We start from the raw sequence: 19161 nt of genomic DNA on the forward strand, positions 1-19161 counted from the left end.
AATGAACGTTTTGGTGACTCTTGAAAGGTGGACAATTCATGACGAGTGTTTTTAATGACAGGTTTTTAAAAGCCTGCCGCGGAGACAAAACGGATACGGTCCCTGTTTGGTTTATGAGACAGGCGGGCCGATCCCAGCCGGAATATCGGGCTTTAAAAGAAAAGTACGGCTTGTTTGAAATTACACACCAGCCCGAATTATGTGCTTATGTAACAAGGCTTCCTGTTGAACAATATGATGTTGACGCAGCAATCCTTTACAAAGATATTATGACCCCTATACCGGCAATAGGAGTTAACGTGGAAATTAAAAACGGAATCGGTCCGGTTATTGACTCACCTCTTCGAAGCGTGCGAGATATTGAAAAAATTGGTGAGCTTGAACCGGAAAATGATATCCCGTATGTGCTTGATACGATAAAGCTTTTAACTAGGGAACAGCTCAATGTACCGTTGATCGGATTTTCAGGCGGGCCGTTTACTGTAGCGAGCTATTTAATTGAGGGCGGACCTTCAAAAAATTACAACAAAACAAAAGCGTTAATGCACAGTGATCCTAAAGCCTGGGAGCTTCTTATGAAAAAGCTTGGACAAATGACAGTGACATATCTCAAGGCTCAAATCCATGCAGGCGCAAAAGCGGTGCAGATATTCGACTCTTGGGTAGGTGCGCTGAATGTAGAAGATTACAAGAAACACGTAAAACCAATCATGAATGACATTTTCTCATCGTTAAAAGAAGAAAATGTACCGATGATTATGTACGGTGTAGGAGCTGGCCATCTCACCGGCGAATGGGACGATCTACCTTTGGATGTTATCGGGTTGGACTGGAGAATCCAAATCGAACAAGCGAGAAAAAAAGGCATCACAAAGGCGCTCCAAGGCAATTTGGACCCCACTGTATTGCTGGCTCCTTGGGACGTAATTGAAGAAAAGACGAAGCAGATTCTTGACCAGGGAATGGAGTCGGACAAATATATTTTTAATCTTGGCCACGGCATTTTCCCTGAAATTCTTCCAGAAACACTTAAGAAATTGACATCATTTATTCATACCTATTCAACAAATCAGAAGCAATCTTAACTTTTTCGAGGTGTGAAAATTGGATAAAAAGAAATTGGGCCTATTGGTAATGGCCTACGGCACGCCATATAAAGATGAAGATATTGAACCTTATTATACACATATTCGCCGAGGGAGACCTCCGGAGCCATCTATGCTGCAAGATTTAAAGAATCGGTATGAAGCAATCGGAGGTATCTCTCCGCTTGCAAAAATAACGAAAGAACAAGCGGAAAGTCTTGAGCAGCGGCTGAATGAGTTACAAGACGAGGTCGAGTTTAAGGTGTACATCGGCTTAAAACATATTTCACCCTTTATTGAGGACGCAGTTACCGCTATGCACGCGGATGGGATTGAAGAAGCAGTCAGCATCGTACTTGCCCCGCATTATTCGACATTTAGCGTGAAGTCATACAATTCCCGGGCAAACAATCAGGCTGAAAAACTCGGCAATTTAAAAATCACCTCGATCGACAGCTGGTATGATGAACCCAAATTTCTTTCTTACTGGATCGAGCAAATCAAACAGACATATGAGCAGATGACTCCGATTGAAAGAAATGCAGCGGTGCTTATCGTTTCTGCGCACAGTCTGCCGGAAAAAATCAGAGCTTCTGGAGATCCTTATGAAGATCAGTTGAAGCATTCAGCAGATTTAATCGCAAAAGGTGCAGGGATTTCTGACTATACGATTGGCTGGCAAAGCGAGGGGAATACGCCTGATCCTTGGCTCGGTCCGGATGTCCAGGATCTGACGAGAGACCTATTTAACGATGGCTATCGTACGTTTGTCTATGCGCCGGTAGGCTTTGTCGCAGATCATCTTGAAGTATTATACGATAACGATTATGAATGCAAGGCTGTGACAGACGAATTAGGTGCTGCGTATTACCGGCCACAAATGCCTAACGCCCGTCCCGAATTTATTGATGCACTTGCAGATGCAGTTTTGCGCGTAAGTGAACGAGATATATTTTAAAGAAGGCGATTGATATGAGCGCAAATCGAAAAAAAATAGTAATTATTGGCGGTGGAATAACCGGCCTGTCAGCAGCATTTTATTTGGAAAAAGAAATGAAGGAAAAAGCCCTGCCTATTGACTGTACGTTAATAGAAGCAAGCCCGAGACTCGGAGGGAAAATTCAAACCATCCATAAAGACGGCTACGTAATTGAAAGAGGGCCGGATTCATTTTTAGAAAGAAAAAAAAGTGCGACTGAATTGGCGGAGCAACTTGGCTTTGGAGAAAATTTGGTTAACAATGCCACAGGTCAGTCCTATGTATTAGTCGATGAAAAGCTTCATCCAATACCAGAAGGTGCCGTCATGGGCATTCCGACGAAGCTTTCGCCATTTATTAAGACAGGGCTTTTTTCGGTCTTCGGAAAAGCAAGGGCTTCACTGGATCTGATTTTACCGGCAAGCGAAGCGAAGGGAGACCGGTCACTGGGTGAATTTTTCAGGCGCCGTGTTGGAGATGAAGTCGTCGAAAACCTGATTGAACCGCTTCTTTCCGGGATATATGCCGGAGATATCGATAAGCTCAGTCTTATGTCAACGTTTCCACAATTTTATCAAATAGAGCAGAAGCACCGCAGCTTAATTTTAGGAATGAAAAAAGGAAGACAGCCGGTCGGGCCTAAGCCGGCGAAAAAGAAGGGCGGCATGTTCCAAACAATTAATACCGGTCTTCATACGATGGTTGAGGCAATTGAAAACAGGCTTGAATCTACAAAAATCTATAAAGGAACAAGAGCTGTACAAATTGAGCGGCAGCAAGGGAAATATCTCATTGAGCTGGATAATGGCCAGCAAATATTAGCTGACGCGGCGATTGTTGCTTCTCCGCATAAATCAATTTCTTCCCTGTTTGGGCATAAGGAAGAGCTCGATTATTTAAAATCAATGACCTCCACTTCGGTCGCCAACGTGGCGCTCGGATTTCCGGATAGTGCGGTTGAGATGGAGCACGAAGGAACCGGTTTTGTCATCTCCCGGAACAGTGACTTTGCCATAACTGCTTGTACATGGACCAACAAAAAATGGCCGCACACCGCGCCAAAAGGAAAAACCCTTCTTCGTGCTTACGTAGGCAAAGCAGGTGACGAATCGATTGTTGAGCAATCAGACAGTGAAATCGTCCGCATTGTGCTCGATGATTTAAAACGCATTATGAAAATTTCCGGTGATCCGGAAATGGTTTCTGTTACGCGTTGGAATGAAAGCATGCCTCAGTATAATGTAGGCCATAAACAAAAAATGAAAGAAATACGCGACACATTCTCACGTTCTTTTCCAGGGATTTTCCTGGCGGGAGCATCATTTGACGGGGTTGGCATTCCCGACTGTATTGATCAGGGCAATCTAGCGGTGAACGAAATAATCGAATATTTAACAAAAGCGAACTGATAAGGTTTGCTTTTTTTATTATTTGTGAGGGTTCTCTTGCGTCTATTTGTCTTCAGCACCCGGATGAAGGACAATTCTTTGGCCTTCCTGCGTCATTTTGTCCTTCACAACGCAGATGAAGGACATTTCTTGGGCTATCTTGCGTCATTTTGTCCTTCAGCACCCGGATGAAGGACATTTCTTTGGCTATCTTGTGGCATTTTGTCCTTCAGCACCCGGATGAAGGACATTTCTTTGGCTAACTTGCGCCATTTTGTCCTTCAGCACCCGGATGAAGGACATTTCTTTGGCTATCTTGTGGCATTTTGTCCTTCAGCACCCGGATGAAGGACATTTCTTTGGCTTTCTTGCGTCATTTTGTCCTTCAGCACCCGGATGAAGGACATTTCTTTGGCTTTCTTGCGTCATTTTGTCCTTCACGACGTAGATGAAGGACATTTCTTTGGTCTTTTTGCGCCATTTTGTCCTTCACAACGCAGATGAAGAATATTTCTTTGGCTCACTTGCGCAGTTATGTCCTTCATAACCCGGCTGAAGGCCTTTAACTATGGATCACGTACTCCTTTTTATCCTGTTAGGAATCGACAAAGTCAGTTGTATTAAACATTCCTCAGGCTACAAACGAAAACTAAAAAAACTTGTCAGCTCCCTTTTCTATTGAATACTTTTCAATTGTCAAAAAATAATAACTGTGATACATTAATTGAGTACTTACTGACCGGATTGTTCATTTAGTCATTTTGAGGGGTGTTGTCATTGGGAAAAGATCGCAGGCAGCTTATTTTAGATGCAGCGTCAAGAGCATTTACGGAATTTGGCTACAAAGCAACCACAATGGATTTGGTAGCGAAGATGGCCAATGTCGGAAAGGGGACGATTTATACTTTTTTTAAAAATAAAGAAGAGCTTTTTGATGAGATTTTTTCCTCCCTTTTTAAAGAAATGAGAATAATGGCGGATGAAGTGATGGAAACAGAGATGCCATTTCACGAAAAAGTGCATCAGGCGTTATTTGCCATTTTGGAATACCGTAAGTCCCACCTGTTGACCATAAAGGTTTTTCAAGAAAGCGCACAGCTGGGTACGCCAGAAGTAAAGGAAGTTATCGATCGAATTGAATCGATGATCATTCTTTATATAAAAACTAAAATTGAACAAGCGATTGAAGATGGTGAAATCGAAAATTGTCATTCGGAATTATTGGCATTTACGATGTATAAGCTGTATATCGCTCTCATCTTTGACTGGGAAAAAAAACACGATCCGCTTGAGAAAGAGACGATTGCCAATCTGCTTCAGCTTTTTATAGAGAAAAAATTAACGGCAAAATAATCTTCCGAAGAAATAGGTGGTATGGATGATGTGGAGGTTTTGCAGGTGAACATAATAAAAGAACAATGGAAAGAGATTGTAACGAGCAAAAAGCTGTTGATTCCATTAATTGGTGTTCTGTTTATTCCGCTTATTTACAGCGGAGTGTTTTTAACGGCTTATTGGGATCCGTATGGTTCAGTTGATAAACTTCCGGTCGCTGTTGTAAATAATGACAATGGTGCTGATTATGAAGGAACTGATCTTCATATTGGTGATAAGATGGTGAAGGAATTGAAAGACAACGATTCGTTTACTTGGAAATTCACCGATAAAAAGAAGGCTATGCAAGGCTTAAACGATGAAACGTATTATATGGTGGTTGAAATTCCTGAAAATTTTTCAGATGAAGCTACGACTGTCATGGAGAAAGATCCACAGCAGCTTGATCTGAAGTACCATACAAATGCCGGCAGTAATTATGCTGCAGCCCAAATTGGCGATAACGCCATAAAACAGTTAAAGGCTTCAGTCGCAGAAGAGGTTACCAAACAATATGTCAATGTTATGTTCGACACCTTTGATAAGATTGCTAAAGGTATGGAAGAAGCGAGCTCCGGAGCAAAAGAAATTGATTCCGGTACAAAGGAAACCAAATCAGGAAGCGAGCAATTAAGCGAAAACTTACAGAAGCTTGCGGGAAGCTCTGCCACTTTAAATCAAGGCATACAGGAGCTTGATAGGGGTGCCCATGAATTAAATAATGGGCAGCAAACGTTAAGCGGGGGCTTAGGGCAGCTTTCCTCCAAAAGCTCAGTGCTTTATACAGGTGCAGACCAGGCAGAGAACGGTTCTGCAGCGCTCGAGTCCGGACTGAAGAAAAGTTTAGATGGCCATCAAGAGCTGGCAGCTAAACTTCCGCAGCAGACAGCGGGGTTAAAGGAATTGAATAATAATGCACAGCGCCTGGCGCAATTTGCAGATAGTATTGATCCGGAACAAATAAAAGAGCTGATGAGATGGGTATCGAATGCCGAAGAACTGCAGAACCAATTGAATCAAATAAGGACGCTTGAGCAAGCGCAAAACGAACGAGTGAATCAAGCCGTTGATTCGGTAGAAGGTATTACTCCGGAGCAAAAAGCTGAGATTAAGGAAAAAGTAAACCAGGCAGAAGGACAGGATTCTCTTCAATCTTTACAAAGTGTTGACCTTCAAATTGATGAATTGAAAAAGCAGCTTGAAGGCTTACCGTCCCCAGAAGAACTGGAAAAAATCAAGCAGCTCCCAGAAAACATCAACAAATTGTACCAAGGTCAGCTTGCAATTGAAGACGGAGTAAACAAGCTGACAGCTGCTACAGAACAGCTGTATTCAGGAGCAGGCCAGTTGAATGATGGTCAAAAGCAGCTACTATCTGGAATGGAGACATTTATCAGTAAATTAAATGAAGCCAATAAAGGAGCTTCGCAGCTGCTTACTGGAAGCGGCAAACTTGCGGCGGGACTTGATCAGGCAGCAGGTGGAACAGATGGACTTCAACACGGATCATCTCAGCTTGCGGAAGGGTCGAAATCGTTAGAAAGCGGATTAGGAAATCTAGCATCAGGCACTGAAACATTGTCTAATGAACTAGAGAAGACGGCTGATAAAACCGGAGATATTCAAGCCGGAGATAAAAATTCGCAAATGATTGCGGATCCGGTACAGCTTGATTCCGATAAAATGAACGCAGTTGAAAATTATGGAACAGGCTTAACGCCGTATATTTTATCATTGGCATTGTTTGTCGGCGCATTAATGATTACGGTGATATTCCCCATTAAGGAGCCAGCAGCAGAACCGCATTCTTCATTCAGCTGGTTTATGAGCAAATTCAGCGTGATTTTGCTCGGCGGAATTTTGCAAGCCGTAATTGCAGTGACTGTACTCATCGCTGGAATTGGCCTTGAACCGGAAAGCATCTGGCGCTTTTACTTGTTTTCCATTATTACGAGCTTGACCTTTATGTCCATTACTCAGCTTCTGGCTACGACGATGGGGAACCCGGGAAGGTTTATCTCAGTTATTCTTTTGGTACTTCAATTAGGAGCAAGTGCCGGAACGTATCCAATTGAGCTTGTTCCAAGATTTTTCCAAATTATTCACTTTTTCTTGCCTATGTCGTACAGCATTGAAGGATTCCGTGCGGCGATTTCCACCGGGAATTTCTCAACAATGTGGCAGCAGGCGAGCATACTTGGAAGCTTTGCCATTGTCATGATGCTGTTGACGTGGGGATACTTTGCTTGGTCCTTAAAGAGAAATAATACAGAGGAACATATGGCTTAACTTAACGCACTTTTTCTTTGGAAAAAGTGCTGTTTTTTTGGGCTGGGGAGGATAAATTCTGATTATGGTCGGATATCTTTTAAAAACAGGTAGATGTAAGTCGAAAAATCCCTTGAGATTGAATTCTCAAGGGATCATTTCTTCAACAACAAATACATAAAATATGGCGCACCGATCAATGCGACCATAATGCCTGCCGGAATACCGTCGGGATCTACGAGCCCGCGGCCGATGGTGTCAGCAAAGAGTAACAGCCAGCCGCCAATCAGAATGGCGATGGGAATAAATAATTGATTTCTAGGTCCGACTAACGCCTTTGCCATATGAGGAGCCATAAGACCGATAAAGGCAATTCCTCCAGTGACAGAAACGGCAGAGGCTGCCAGCGCAACAGCTGTTAAAAGCAATACGATGCGTTCCTTTTCGATCGATACGCCAACACCGATTGCCACAGGCTCACTGAGTCCAAGGAGATTCAAGCGATTTGCCTTGTATAAAGTAAATGGAATGAGTACTGCTAACCACGGAAGGAGCGCCCAAATAAATGGCCAATCCGAACCCCAAATGTTCCCGGCGATCCATTTTGCGATAAAGTCTACTTTTGCACGATCAGCAGATGAAATGAGTACAACCATGACTCCGGCAAGGGCAGTGGAAAACCCGACGCCTGTTAGAATTAATTTGACAGGCTGAAGTCCGTCATTTTTGTTGTATGAAAACAAATAGATCAGGCAGGCTGTGAGAAAAGCCCCGATAAATGCGATAAGCGGAAGCAAATAAACAAAGGAGCCTGGTTCAATCGGGAAAAATAAAAAGAAAACAGTGATGGCTACACCTGCACCTGAATTTATTCCAATGATGCCGGGATCAGCTAAATCGTTGCGGGTGATTCCTTGTAAAATCGCCCCTGATAACGCAAGTGCCATACCTGCTAGGAGTGTTATCAGCATTCGCGGCAGGCGAATAGAATACAGTACAAATTCCTCTTTAAAGTTCCCATGTCCGAATAGGGTTAGAATCACCCTGTCGAAGGACAAAGAGGAGTACCCCATTCCGACTCCGATAACGATTGTCACCAAAATGAGCAATAGTAAAACAAACAGAATGATTCGTTGTTTTTTTTGTAATGCCGGCTGAATCATGAAAAAGCTTTGCCTCCTTTATTCACGATGAACAGGAAGAAAGGAAGGCCCATCATCGCAACAATTGCCGCCAAAGGTGTTTCAAATGGTGCTTGGATCGTACGGGCAAGCGTATCGGCCAACATCATAAAAGCCGCTCCAAAAATGGCAGACATGGGCAGGACAAAACGGTAATCCGTCCCAACGATCGCACGTACTACGTGGGGAACGAGCAATCCGATGAATGCCATTTTGCCAGCCAGCGCAACTGAAGCGCCAGCGAGCAGGATAATGACAAGAAAAAGAATCGTTTTTATTTGGATCGTCTTTTGCCCGAGTCCTACAGCGGCTTCTTCGCTTACACTAAGAATCGTAAGCTGTCTTGAGAGAATGAAAGAAATAAAAATGCCCAGCAAAATAAATGAGGCAATGACTTGCAGCTGGCTCCATGTCGTTCCGATTAATCCTCCGGCTGTCCACATGGAGACATCCTTTGAGATTTTAAAATAGATGCCAATTCCTTCAGCGATCGCATATAAAAAGGCAGAAACAGCCGCCCCGGCCAACACGATACGATAAGGAGAAAAGCCGCCCTTTTTCATTGCGCCAATACCGAACACCATTATCGCACCAACACCAGCACCGATAAAACAAGCAACCATAATACCGAAGTAGTTTGCTGAAGGGACAAGTGCTAGCGTAAGCGCCAGTCCCACATTTGCCCCGGCCGTTAAGCCAAGTAATCCAGGATCGGCCAGCGGGTTTCTCGTCATTCCTTGCATGATTGCTCCAGAAACAGCTAAGGCCGACCCGACAAAAATCGCCGCAATTTCCCTAGGCAAACGAGTTTCACGGATGATTGAAATTTTCTCGCCTGCGGCACCGGAGGTAAGTGCGAGCCAAACATCCTTGACAGAGACGTCAGCTGCCCCATATACCATGGAAGCAGCAAACATACTGGCTAATACTACAATGCCTGCAAGCATTTTATATGCGAATGGAATAGAAGGTTGGTTTACTTTCGCCATAATTTCTCATCATCTCTTTTAGAATCTATTTGCCAAGAAAGCGGTCTTTAAAAACATCGAGCTGGTAATCTAATGTTAACGGATCATTAAAGTAGAATTCTTTTGCATCAACTTCGAATACTTGATTGTTTTTGACAGCTGGTATGTTTTTGTACGTATCGGTATTTTGGAACGAATTGTCCGTATCTTTGCTCCTGCTAAAAATAAGATAGTCACCGGAAAATTCGGGCAGAACCTCAGTTGATAACGCGTAATAACCTGCTTTGAGCGCTTTTTCTTTTACTTTGTCAGGCATTTTCAATTTCATTTCCTGATAAAGAATTTCTGTACCGCGGCCCCAGTTATCCCCGAAAACGTAGAGCTGTTTGTCGAAGTTTTCGATGACAGAAACAGTCGCGTCTTCACCGATTTTTGCTTTAATGTCTTCGCCGGTAGATTGCGCGCGTTTCTTAAAGTCATCGACCCAAGCTGTCGCTTCTTTTTCTTTGTTTAACAGTTTGCCAATCTCTATGTGCTGAGTTAAGTAGTCTACTTTTCCGTACGTGTAAGTTACGGTAGGTGCAATTTCTTTTAATTTATCAACGTTTTTAATATTGGATAAACCAATGATTAAATCCGGCTCGAGCTCAATAATTTTTTCTAAGCTTTCGTCGGAAACTACTTCCGCATTTTTTAACTTTTCTCCAAAACGCGGGTTATCCTTCGACCATGAATCAACGCCTACAACGTTTACACCTAACGACATAACGTTCCCTGTGAAGGAAGAGAGTACTACTACTCGCTTTGGATCAGCAGGGACTTCAACGGGTCCATTTTCAGATTGGTATGTAATTGTTTTTTTCTCTTCATTTGAATTGCTTTCTTTTTCTGTTGCTCCGCTGTTACATGCGCTAAGAATAAGCACGAATACCAGCAGGAATGCGGTCGCTAATCGTTTGTTCATTTTTTTCTTCTCCCTTTATTAGATTGTATGTGATACACATTGGTTTATTTGTTCGGGGATCCCATCCAATTTCAGCATCAATTTGAAAGACTTTTTTCAAAACATGATGATTTATTACTTCTTCACAAGCTCCGGCTTTGATTATTTCTCCGTCTTTTAAAGCGATGATATAATCAGCAAAACGAGCCGCTTGGTTTAAGTCATGAAGGACCATCACGATCGTTCGCTCCTGTTCTTCATTCAGCTTTTGCAAAAGCTCCAAAACCTCCAGCTGATGAGCCATATCCAAATAGGTGGTCGGTTCATCGAGTAGGATCATTTCCGTTTCTTGCGCGAGAGCCATTGCAATCCAAACGCGTTGTCGCTGACCGCCAGACAAAGCATCTACAGAGCGAAACTTAAAATCTATTGTTCCGGTCACTTCAAGGGCCCAGTCTATGACTTCGAAATCCTTTTTCGTTAATCGTCCGAAGCCCTTTTGATAGGGAAAACGCCCATAGGAAACCAGTTCGCCAACAGTCAATCCGCTAGCGCTTTCCGGATTCTGCGGAAGGATCGCCATTTTTTTAGCGAGTTTTTTAGTATTTTCTTTTGAAATATGTTTTCCGTCTAAGACAACTGCTCCAGATTGAGGAGAAATTATCCGAGTAATGGCTTTCAATAGGGTAGATTTCCCGCAGCCGTTTGAACCTATAATAGTAGTGATTTTTTTATCAGGAATTTCGACTGTGAGATCTTTAACGATCAAGTGATCACCATAGCCGACGTTTAAATCATCTGTATATAGGCGGATCATGAACTGCACCTCCGAATCTATTAAATGATAATGATTATCAGTTTCAAATTAATTACTAATATAAAGGTAACTTTTTCTGCTGTCAATACTTATTTAGGTTGTAAAAATGATGAGAAAAGAGTATATTTAATTGAGAATGAATATCAATTGTATGAGATTGCTGAGGAGTGATCGGAAATGGAACAACAGGATATATTTGATGTGACAATTATTGGCGGAGGGCCGGCAGGGCTTTACTCCGCGTTTTATAGCGGACTTAGAAAAATGAAAACAAAGCTTATTGAATATCAGCCTCAGCTTGGCGGAAAGCTGCACGTCTATCCGGAAAAAATGATTTGGGACGTTGGAGGACAGACTCCGATTCAAGGTGCAAAATTAATTGAACAGCTTGTCGAGCAAGGGTTAACCTTCGACCCTGAAGTTGTATTGAATGAAAAAGTGGAGTCGATCTCTCGAAATGAAGAAGGTCTTTTTGTTTTGCAGGATGCCTCCGGTCAAACGCATATTTCGAAAACAGTAATCATTGCAGTCGGTAGCGGAATATTGAACCCGCAAAAGCTTGAAATCGAAGGGGCCGAGCGATTTGAAGTGTCGAATTTAAATTACACAGTTAAGTCGTTAGAACGATTTAGAGATAAAACGGTGATCATTTCCGGCGGCGGGAACTCCGCGATCGACTGGGCCAATGAAATCGAGCCCTTTGCGAAACAAGTGTATGTCACCTGCAGAAAGGAGTCCTTTTCAGGGCATGAAGCGCAAGTCTCCCAGCTCATGAACATTTCTGCCATTTGTTTCTTTCATACGACAATTACAAAATTAATTGCAGGTGTTGATCATGACGTGATTGAACGGGTCGAGCTGACCAACCATCAAACGGGAGAGGTCTCATACTTGCCTGTAGATGAAGTAATTATTAATCATGGCTATGAACGCGATACGACCTTGCTGGAAAATAGCAGCATTCCGATTGAAAGGGCAGACGAGCATTATATTGCGGGCAACGCAGTCAGTGAAACCTCCGTTGACGGACTTTACGCTGCCGGAGATATTTTAAAACATGATGGAAAACTGCACTTAATCTCCGGCGCTTTCCAGGATGCCGCAAACGCCGTAAACAAAGCAAAACAGTATATCCAGCCAGACGCGAATAAAAGCGCAATGGTGTCTTCGCACAATGAGGTGTTTAAGGAGCGGAATAGGGAGATTGTACAGGGGATGTTGAGATAGCCGCAGGAAGTATAAGGGGGGGAAGGACAAAAGGGAGTAAGTGTACTCGGGAAAAGTCCGTCATAGGAGGTCTGAAGGACAAATAAGAGTAAGAGAGCTCGAGAAAAGTCCCTTCATAAGGGTTATGAAGGACAAAAAAGAGTAAGAGAGCTCGAGAAAAGTCCCTCATACGGCTAGTGAAGGACAAAAAAGAGTATGTGAGCTCGAGAAAAGTCCTTCATACGGGTATTGAAGGACAAAAGAGGGTATGTGAGCTCGAGAAAAGTCCTTCATACGGGTACTGAAGGACAAAAAAGAGTAAGAGAGCTCGAGAAAAGTCCTTCATACGGCTAGTGAAGGACAAAAAGTGGTAAGAGAGCTCAAGAAAAGTCCTTCATAAGGGTTATGAAGGACAAAAAAGAGTAAGAGAGCTCGAGAAAAGTCCCTCATACGGCTAGTGAAGGACAAAAAGTGGTAAGAGAGCTCAAGAAAAGTCCTTCATAGGAGTTGTGAAGGACAAAAAAGAGTATGCGAGCTAGGGAAAAGTCCTTAAGTCCTTAATAAAGCTTTAAAAATTATTATGGCGGCATCTTGTTAATTAGGTCTGTTTTATTCGTAGAAGGACCATTGATGAACCCCTACAATTTTGAAGTTTTTTTCTAAAATCCGTCTTATCCTCTTTTTAGACTTTACCACTTTACACCACTCATGAATTACATTTGTAGTAATTTTAAGATTAGGAAAAAGAAGCTTAAATTCGTTCACACTTCGCATGACGGCAACTGCTACCAATTCTTCGTGTCCACACTCTTTACAAGCACATTTTCTTCCCTCAACGTAAATTGAAAATGAATTGCACTTTTCACAAGTGATTCCTTTTTGCAGTTCATCATACTCATAAGACTTGACGTGCTTAAAAGGAGAATCTTCGATATGCATCGATATTAATTTGTCAGCTAATACTTTGTGTTTTCCATTTAGCTTTGTAGGTGTTGTATTTAATTTTTGTAAATAACGTTTAACCTGAGTTGGAAAAATAAAAGGATTATCTAGAGGTGTTTGGTATAAGGTGAATTTAGGGTTGATAAAAACGACTGAAGCATCAACGCGAAGGTTAAATTCAAGATTTTGGAGTAACTGGCGTAACAAGGCTTCACTTCTACTCAGTTGGATTAAGGGATTAATAATTTCAGTTTTGTTTTCCTTATATAATCTATCTGATTGATAATAATAATCTCCTTCATAATTTTTCAATTCGAAAAAGTAGATGGTTTCTGAAATAATAATCAGTGAGTCGATTTGGAACATGGAGTTATTTACTTTGAGCAGCAAATCATTCAATATAATGCATTCACACTTAAGCTTTTCTGTTAGTGAATCAAATATTAACTCCCCTTCATAGCCCTTTTTAAGGTTGAAGTAATGTTGCTTGTCTTTGTTAGGTAAATTCATTCGAGTGTTTAAAGATTTCAGAGTGAGTAATTCAGCAGATTCAATACGAGATTTATAAGGCATTGTCCACATCCATTCTTTTTTGAAACTCCAAGTTTATTTATACCAGTGAACCGTATCAAAAATAAAATGACGAAAACATCCTTTCTTGAGCTAGAAAGGATGTTTTTATTTGTTTACCATTTTCTCTTGATCAATCAAAATGCAATTTATAATCTTCCGCCTTAATCATTTTCAACTTCCTAGAAAAAATATAAATAAGACCTAAATTCAATAAAACCGGAAGAACAAAGAAAGTCCCTACCATGATCGAAATATTTTTAACTGTCCAACCGCCCTCAGCAAATGTCATGTAATTTAACGGTCCGACCAAACCTGATAATCCGAATCCGGCGCTGTAAGGCGTTCCTTGAATGTTTAACAGTCCGGCTAATGCACCAAGAAAGACTGCGGTGATCAGCATCGGAAAAGCGATTTTCGGTTTCATAAAAAAGTTTCTCATTTGAATTTTCGGAGAGCCTAATACATGAGCCAATGCGGTTCCAAGAGAGTTTGCTTTATAGCTGGCTATCGCTAACCCTACACCTGCTGCAACAATTCCTAGATTGGCTGCACCTGATCCTATACCGGAAAGTGAGATCACTGTGGCAACACCTACTGTGGATATAGGTGACAAAATAATAAGACAAAAAATAACAGAAATAATAATGCACATTATAACGGGTTGTAAAGTCGTCACGTTTTCAACCGCAACACCGATGATACCCGTAGAAGTCTTAACAAAAGGCAGAATTGAATAACCAATCATACCTGGTATTAAAATACTGCACGTAGGCATCAAAAGGATGGAATACGCTTTTAATCGGTCGCCAATGAATTGAACGAATAACACCGTTAGTGCTGCGGTTATTCCAGTATTAATTACGATTCCAATGCCGCTTAGGGCAAATAATCCTTCTGCTGTTTTTTGGACGGAACCGCCGCCAACCATTGCCGCAATCCCTACACTTGCGGTTTGGATAGATGTTAGTTTAAACGACATCCCTACCATCACGCCAATCATAACTGGCAACAAGCTCATTACGAATACGGTGATATCGAAAATATGCTGTAATGCAGGAAAATGAGGAATCAATAACTTAAGTATTTCTCCTAATAGAGCATTCGGTATTAATGAAACGACTATCCCGATACTCATTCCTGTAAGCAACTTGCTGAAAAATTCTTTCATACCTCTATTCTCCTATCTCCACACTCATTTATAACGGAGATAATTATAGAAAACATTCTGACAACAGTCAATAAATTTTTTAATGCTTTACCGCGAAATCGTGAAAAAGTATTTCGAGCATAATGGAACGATGATCAGGGAACCCTGATGAAAAAGGAGGGATGTTCATGGCAAGAAGAAATAAATTATTAGTTCCTGAAGCTCGTGCTGGTGTTGACAGGTTAAAAGCAAGAATTGCAAACACTCAAGATCCGCAAAAAGCAAAATATGAAGCGGCCAAAGAGGTGGGAGTGCCTCTCGATCAAAAGTATAACGGCAATCTTACTTCAAAAGAAGCTGGTAAAATCGGCGGCAGCTTAGGCGGGCAAATGGTACGAGAAATGATAAAAATGGCTGAAGAAAAGCTGAAAAAATAACAACAAAGAGCATGGTTTACAGGAGTAATTCAACTGCAAACCATGCTCTTTTTAACTCGGGTCATTTTCATCTAACGACAAGGTTGTGACGTTTGTATATTCTCCTCTTTCTTTTTCCTCGGGGCTGGCATCTTCTTTCAATTCATCTTCCGTGTCGATACCTTCTGCAACAGTTGGTTCATCCGTACGTTGGCGATGTTTTTTCATCCATAGACACTCCTTTTTTCCGCTAGTTTGCCCGGAGTGTTTCTGAATCATTCCTTAATATTTGATGGAACTCCCCATTTTACAATCAACCCTGTATAGGTAAAGCCGCCACCAAAGCCAATGAGAAGAAGGACATCATCTTGTGTCACCCTGCCATCTTTTACCGCAAGATCCAAGGCAAGTACAATCGATGCAGAAGAGGTGTTTCCGTAATATACCATGCTGGTCAATACCTTTTCGATGGGAAAGCCTTTTTTTTCACAAATCGATTCAATCATTCTCAAATTGGCGCTGTGCGGAACAAACCAGTTGAGATCTTTCATTTTTATATTCGCTTGCTCTAGTAATTTTTCCATTCCCTCAGGAACTGTTCGTGTCGCCCATTTATACACTTCACGCCCGTTTTGGACCATTTTTTCACTGTCCCTCAGCGGCTCTCCATACCATTCATTCCGTAAAGCAGTCCTGTATAAATGTTTTCCAGAGCTTCCTTTCGTATCTTGAATATACGAGAGAAAGCTCGGCTGTTCTGCATCGTATTCAACGAGCATTGCCCCTGCTCCATCTCCAAAAAGAACACAGGACGTACGGTCAGTATAATCGGTCACCTTTGATAAAGTCTCTCCGGCAATAACGAGAACTTTCCGATGCAAACCAGAGGTTATAAGGCAGTTTGCAAGATGCAGCCCGTAGGTTAATCCGGCACAGGCTGCATTTACATCGATTGCGCCAGCTTCAGGAATTCCAAAAGCATCCTGAATCATGGAAGCCGTACTCGGAATGGCAAAATCTGAAGTCGTCGTAGGAACTATAATCATATCGACATCTTGTATATTTACGCCATATCTTTTAATTAAGTCATTTACAGCACGAATACACAATGTTGAAGTAAACTCATTCTCTGCAGCAATTCGTCTCTCTTTCATTCCCGTCCGCTGTACAATCCATTCATCAGAGGTATCTACAATTTTTTCAAGATCATCATTTGACATAATCTTGTTAGGAACATAACTTCCTATCGCGGTGATTCGTGCTTTCGAATTCAATGCTTTCACTCCTTTATCCACTATTATAGCACTAGATATTATGACCAGATACTAATTTATCTGTTTCCAAAAATTTGAATGAGTTCTCGAATTTAAAAGAACCTGTCATAACATAGAATGATTATAGGTGAGTCGTTGTGAAAGAATTAAGGTCGTACAAAGGGTTTAATAACAATTCCTGCTGGATAAATTTAGAGCAGCAAAGGAGGTGGAATTATTCGAAGAATCCGTTGCTGCAGTCAAAGCATAAGCTTATGGCCAATAGAAATAGAGGAAGAGCCAACGTCAACAAAAAGGAGAGCGCCGAGGCGCTCCCTACTATATTAGAAAGATAAATAAGAAATGTCGAACCTTTCCCGACGCGGCTATTTACAGCAATTGTTCCCTCATGTGCGTTAACGATGGTTTTGGTTATTGAGAGACCTAGGCCAGCTCCGCCATACTGTCGTGTTAGAGAACGATCTATCCGATAAAACCGGTCAAATATATATGGGAGATTTTCTGTTTCTATGCCGGTACCATTATCCCTAATTGAAAGTTCGACTTGATTGTCTGCGATCATTAGCGAAAGTTTTATATTCCCGGTATTAGGGTCGGTGTGTTGAACCGCATTGTGAAACAAGTTTAAGAACACTTGCTTGATTTTATCGGTATCATATTTGCCCTTTATGCCTTCCGTTAGGTTGCCAATCCACATAATAATTTTTCTGAAATTGCGCAGACTGAATTTATGCAGAAGTGGATACTTCCAATTTGCATATTCAACCAGAATAACGGAGGCGGAGTTATGCGCAAGAAATACGTTAGGGTAGTAGTAATGGTAAGTATTTTACTATTTGCAGCTTCGTTAAGCTTTCATCCCAAAGCAGAAGCAAATCCAAGGGAAAACGTAATTGTAGATACTAAATATTATAAGGATATTAAGGAGCTTAAATACCCGCAGGTCAGAATTGTCGGCAATCCATCGTTTGAAAGAAAAATTAATAACGACTTTACCAATTATATTAAGAAATCTTATAAGGCATACAAAGATAATCTAGAGGCTGCCAAGAAGTATGGCTATGAGCCGCAATATCAAAGTGATTTTGACGTGAAGTACAATAAGAACAATAAGCTTAGTATTTTAACGAGTGATTATATTTTTACAGGCGGCGCTCATGGCAACACTGTTGTTCAGTCCTTCAATTATGACCTATTGAAGAAGAAGAGGGTGAAGTTGGACGATATCCTCACAAATCAACAGAAGTTCGCCAAAGTAACGGATTACGTTTATCAATATGCGAAAGCTCGTCCAAATATTTTTTATCCAGATCTAAAAAAAGAAGATGTAAAAATCAATAAGAACACGGCTTTTTTCTTTACAGATGATGGAATCGCTTTAGTTTTCCAGCAATATGACATTGCTCCTTATGTTTCGGGCAATCAGGTGATTGTGATACCAAGCAGCGTGTACAAGTAAGCGGCGGATCTTTTTCTGCCGCTTTTTGGCATATAATAAGGTAAAGAAGCACATAAAACAGGCGAGAGGCACATAAGAGAGCAAAGAAGTACATAAAACGTGGCAAGTGGCACATAAATTGAATCTCGCGATATAAAAAAAGCTCCGGAGAAGTAAATAATCTCAGGAGCAAGAAAATTTATAGAAGCTGTTTTCTCGTCGCAGTTACGTCACGAACCAAATGCGGAAGCCAATTATCTAGATCACTAAAAGAAAATCCAGCGGCAGCCGCTTTTTCATTTGAAAGAGTCCAGGATTCAGGAAGATTATATGGTGAGGCATTATCCTCCGTTTTTTCTTTCGCTAAAAGAAATTCTTCGCCGGTTTCATTTTCAATCAAGCTTAGTAACGCCCGTAATGAAGTTGCACCTGAAGCACAAGCATTAAACGGAGTGTTCTCGGGACGATCAAGCAGCCAACCTAAAAAAGTTCCGGCTTCTTCCTCTGAGATAAAGCTAATTTTTGATTCGGGATGATCAAAATAAATCTCTTGTTTTTTTAAGATACGATCGATATGACACGTCAGCCGCTCTGTATAATCGTTTTTTCCCAGAACAATAGGGAAGCGGACGGATGTAACCGGGAAGGGTGCCTTTTGATGAAATATGGCTTCTGCGTGCCTCTTTCCCTCCTGATAAGTGAAATCCTCTCTTGTCCCCATTACAATCGGGTAGGAAAACGGGTCAAATACATCTTCCGTTATTATGCTTTCACCTAAATCATAAACAGACATGGAGGACGTGAAAATATAGTGCTTTGTTTTGTCTCTGAACACCTCGATTGCGGTATAGGCATCCTGTGAAGTATAGCAAATTTGGTCATAGACCGCATCCCAGCTCGTACCTTGAAATGCGCGACGGAAATCTTCAGCATCTTCTCGATCAAAGACAATCTGTTTCACTTTGTCTGGGAAAGGAATATTGGAATTCCCTCTTGTAGCTACAGTGACCTCAACTCCGCGTCTAATCAATTCTTCAACTAAATGGATTCCAAAAAAACGAGTTCCACCTAACACTGCAACTTTGTTCATCGTATCCCTCCGGTTTGAGTGTAATAATATAAATTATAACACCCTATTGTTGGATATACTTCAGGTGAAACT

The 19161-nt window shown here is 41.5% G+C and carries 17 protein-coding genes and 1 pseudogene; 8 read left to right on the top strand and 10 right to left on the bottom strand.

What is annotated here, in order from left to right; translation table 11 throughout:
• Window positions 1-38 precede the first annotated feature (38 nt).
• The 5 genes from hemE to AM592_RS02810 all read left to right on the top strand — a co-directional run bounded on the left by hemE (window position 39) and on the right by AM592_RS02810 (window position 7115).
• Window positions 39-1085 (top strand): uroporphyrinogen decarboxylase, encoded by a 1047-nt coding sequence (hemE, locus tag AM592_RS02790; protein ID WP_053602367.1) that lies wholly within the window; start codon window positions 39-41, stop codon window positions 1083-1085.
• 19 nt (window positions 1086-1104) lie between these two features.
• Window positions 1105-2043, top strand: a complete 939-nt coding sequence (gene hemH / locus AM592_RS02795; protein WP_053602368.1) for a ferrochelatase — start codon at window positions 1105-1107, stop codon at window positions 2041-2043.
• Window positions 2044-2057: 14 nt separating this feature from the next.
• Entirely contained in the window at window positions 2058-3473 is a 1416-nt protein-coding gene (gene hemY / locus AM592_RS02800) for a protoporphyrinogen oxidase (RefSeq protein ID WP_053602369.1), read from the top strand.
• 756 nt (window positions 3474-4229) lie between these two features.
• Window positions 4230-4805, top strand: a complete 576-nt coding sequence (locus AM592_RS02805; RefSeq protein WP_053602370.1) for a TetR/AcrR family transcriptional regulator — start codon at window positions 4230-4232, stop codon at window positions 4803-4805.
• A gap of 45 nt (window positions 4806-4850) precedes the next feature.
• Window positions 4851-7115 carry a YhgE/Pip domain-containing protein gene (locus tag AM592_RS02810; RefSeq protein WP_053605958.1) on the top strand — a complete coding sequence of 755 codons (2265 nt, stop codon included), beginning with the start codon at window positions 4851-4853 and terminating at the stop codon, window positions 7113-7115.
• Window positions 7116-7249: 134 nt separating this feature from the next.
• Here the strand turns inward: AM592_RS02810 and AM592_RS02815 are convergent, their stop codons facing one another.
• Genes AM592_RS02815 through AM592_RS02830 form a run of 4 tightly spaced genes read right to left on the bottom strand, consistent with a single transcriptional unit; the run spans window position 7250 to window position 11003 of the window.
• A complete protein-coding gene (locus AM592_RS02815; RefSeq protein WP_053602371.1) occupies window positions 7250-8257 on the bottom strand; it encodes a FecCD family ABC transporter permease in 1008 nt (335 codons plus the stop codon).
• On the bottom strand, window positions 8254-9264 hold the full coding sequence (locus tag AM592_RS02820) for a FecCD family ABC transporter permease (RefSeq protein ID WP_053602372.1): 1011 nt from the start codon (window positions 9262-9264) through the stop codon (window positions 8254-8256). The genes AM592_RS02815 and AM592_RS02820 overlap by 4 nt, the downstream gene beginning before the upstream one ends.
• Window positions 9265-9289: 25 nt before the next feature.
• Window positions 9290-10207 (bottom strand): iron-hydroxamate ABC transporter substrate-binding protein, encoded by a 918-nt coding sequence (locus AM592_RS02825; RefSeq protein ID WP_053602373.1) that lies wholly within the window; start codon window positions 10205-10207, stop codon window positions 9290-9292.
• Window positions 10155-11003 (bottom strand): ABC transporter ATP-binding protein, encoded by an 849-nt coding sequence (locus AM592_RS02830; RefSeq protein WP_053602374.1) that lies wholly within the window; start codon window positions 11001-11003, stop codon window positions 10155-10157. The genes AM592_RS02825 and AM592_RS02830 overlap by 53 nt, the downstream gene beginning before the upstream one ends.
• Window positions 11004-11180: 177 nt before the next feature.
• Here AM592_RS02830 and AM592_RS02835 point away from each other — a divergent pair, with 177 nt between their 5' ends.
• Entirely contained in the window at window positions 11181-12230 is a 1050-nt protein-coding gene (locus AM592_RS02835) for an NAD(P)/FAD-dependent oxidoreductase (protein WP_053602375.1), read from the top strand.
• Window positions 12231-12818: 588 nt separating this feature from the next.
• Here the strand turns inward: AM592_RS02835 and AM592_RS02840 are convergent.
• Complete coding sequence (locus AM592_RS02840; protein WP_053602376.1) at window positions 12819-13724, bottom strand: nuclease-related domain-containing protein; 906 nt, start codon at window positions 13722-13724, stop codon at window positions 12819-12821.
• Between the two features lie 130 nt (window positions 13725-13854).
• On the bottom strand, window positions 13855-14892 hold the full coding sequence (locus tag AM592_RS02845; protein WP_053602377.1) for a PTS sugar transporter subunit IIC: 1038 nt from the start codon (window positions 14890-14892) through the stop codon (window positions 13855-13857).
• A gap of 167 nt (window positions 14893-15059) precedes the next feature.
• On the opposite strand from AM592_RS02845, the gene AM592_RS02850 reads away from it, so the two are divergent.
• Entirely contained in the window at window positions 15060-15308 is a 249-nt protein-coding gene (locus AM592_RS02850) for an alpha/beta-type small acid-soluble spore protein (protein WP_053602378.1), read from the top strand.
• A 51-nt stretch (window positions 15309-15359) separates the two neighbouring features.
• On the opposite strand, the gene AM592_RS24295 is transcribed toward AM592_RS02850, so the two are convergent.
• From AM592_RS24295 to AM592_RS02860, 3 genes and pseudogenes are all read right to left on the bottom strand, one after another.
• Window positions 15360-15515, bottom strand: coding sequence for a hypothetical protein (locus AM592_RS24295; RefSeq protein ID WP_192841133.1), 156 nt, complete (start codon window positions 15513-15515; stop codon window positions 15360-15362).
• A gap of 47 nt (window positions 15516-15562) precedes the next feature.
• Window positions 15563-16570 carry a ketoacyl-ACP synthase III gene (locus AM592_RS02855; protein WP_098945181.1) on the bottom strand — a complete coding sequence of 336 codons (1008 nt, stop codon included), beginning with the start codon at window positions 16568-16570 and terminating at the stop codon, window positions 15563-15565.
• A gap of 319 nt (window positions 16571-16889) precedes the next feature.
• Window positions 16890-17231, bottom strand: a pseudogene (locus AM592_RS02860) (sensor histidine kinase); the annotation flags it as partial.
• A gap of 117 nt (window positions 17232-17348) precedes the next feature.
• Between AM592_RS02860 and AM592_RS02865 the strand changes: the two are divergent.
• Window positions 17349-18020 (top strand): DUF3298 and DUF4163 domain-containing protein, encoded by a 672-nt coding sequence (locus AM592_RS02865; protein ID WP_053602381.1) that lies wholly within the window; start codon window positions 17349-17351, stop codon window positions 18018-18020.
• 178 nt (window positions 18021-18198) lie between these two features.
• On the opposite strand, the gene AM592_RS02870 is transcribed toward AM592_RS02865, so the two are convergent.
• Complete coding sequence (locus AM592_RS02870; protein WP_053602382.1) at window positions 18199-19089, bottom strand: NAD-dependent epimerase/dehydratase family protein; 891 nt, start codon at window positions 19087-19089, stop codon at window positions 18199-18201.
• Between the last annotated feature and the right edge of the window lie 72 nt (window positions 19090-19161).

It is taken from the genome of Bacillus gobiensis (assembly GCF_001278705.1).
GTDB lineage: Bacteria > Bacillota > Bacilli > Bacillales > Bacillaceae > Bacillus > Bacillus gobiensis.

Bases quoted from the DNA above. Each gene is read 5' to 3' on its own strand.
- hemE (WP_053602367.1), top strand. From the start codon at position 39: ATGACGAGTGTTTTTAATGACAGGTTTTTAAAAGCCTGCCGCGGAGAC.
- hemY (WP_053602369.1), top strand. From the start codon at position 2,058: ATGAGCGCAAATCGAAAAAAAATAGTAATTATTGGCGGTGGAATAACC.
- AM592_RS02815 (WP_053602371.1), bottom strand. From the start codon at position 8,257: ATGATTCAGCCGGCATTACAAAAAAAACAACGAATCATTCTGTTTGTT.
- AM592_RS02820 (WP_053602372.1), bottom strand. From the start codon at position 9,264: ATGGCGAAAGTAAACCAACCTTCTATTCCATTCGCATATAAAATGCTT.
- AM592_RS02825 (WP_053602373.1), bottom strand. From the start codon at position 10,207: ATGAACAAACGATTAGCGACCGCATTCCTGCTGGTATTCGTGCTTATT.
- AM592_RS02830 (WP_053602374.1), bottom strand. From the start codon at position 11,003: ATGATCCGCCTATATACAGATGATTTAAACGTCGGCTATGGTGATCAC.
- AM592_RS02835 (WP_053602375.1), top strand. From the start codon at position 11,181: ATGGAACAACAGGATATATTTGATGTGACAATTATTGGCGGAGGGCCG.
- AM592_RS02840 (WP_053602376.1), bottom strand. From the start codon at position 13,724: ATGCCTTATAAATCTCGTATTGAATCTGCTGAATTACTCACTCTGAAA.
- AM592_RS02845 (WP_053602377.1), bottom strand. From the start codon at position 14,892: ATGAAAGAATTTTTCAGCAAGTTGCTTACAGGAATGAGTATCGGGATA.
- AM592_RS02850 (WP_053602378.1), top strand. From the start codon at position 15,060: ATGGCAAGAAGAAATAAATTATTAGTTCCTGAAGCTCGTGCTGGTGTT.
- AM592_RS24295 (WP_192841133.1), bottom strand. From the start codon at position 15,515: ATGAAAAAACATCGCCAACGTACGGATGAACCAACTGTTGCAGAAGGT.
- AM592_RS02865 (WP_053602381.1), top strand. From the start codon at position 17,349: ATGCGCAAGAAATACGTTAGGGTAGTAGTAATGGTAAGTATTTTACTA.
- AM592_RS02870 (WP_053602382.1), bottom strand. From the start codon at position 19,089: ATGAACAAAGTTGCAGTGTTAGGTGGAACTCGTTTTTTTGGAATCCAT.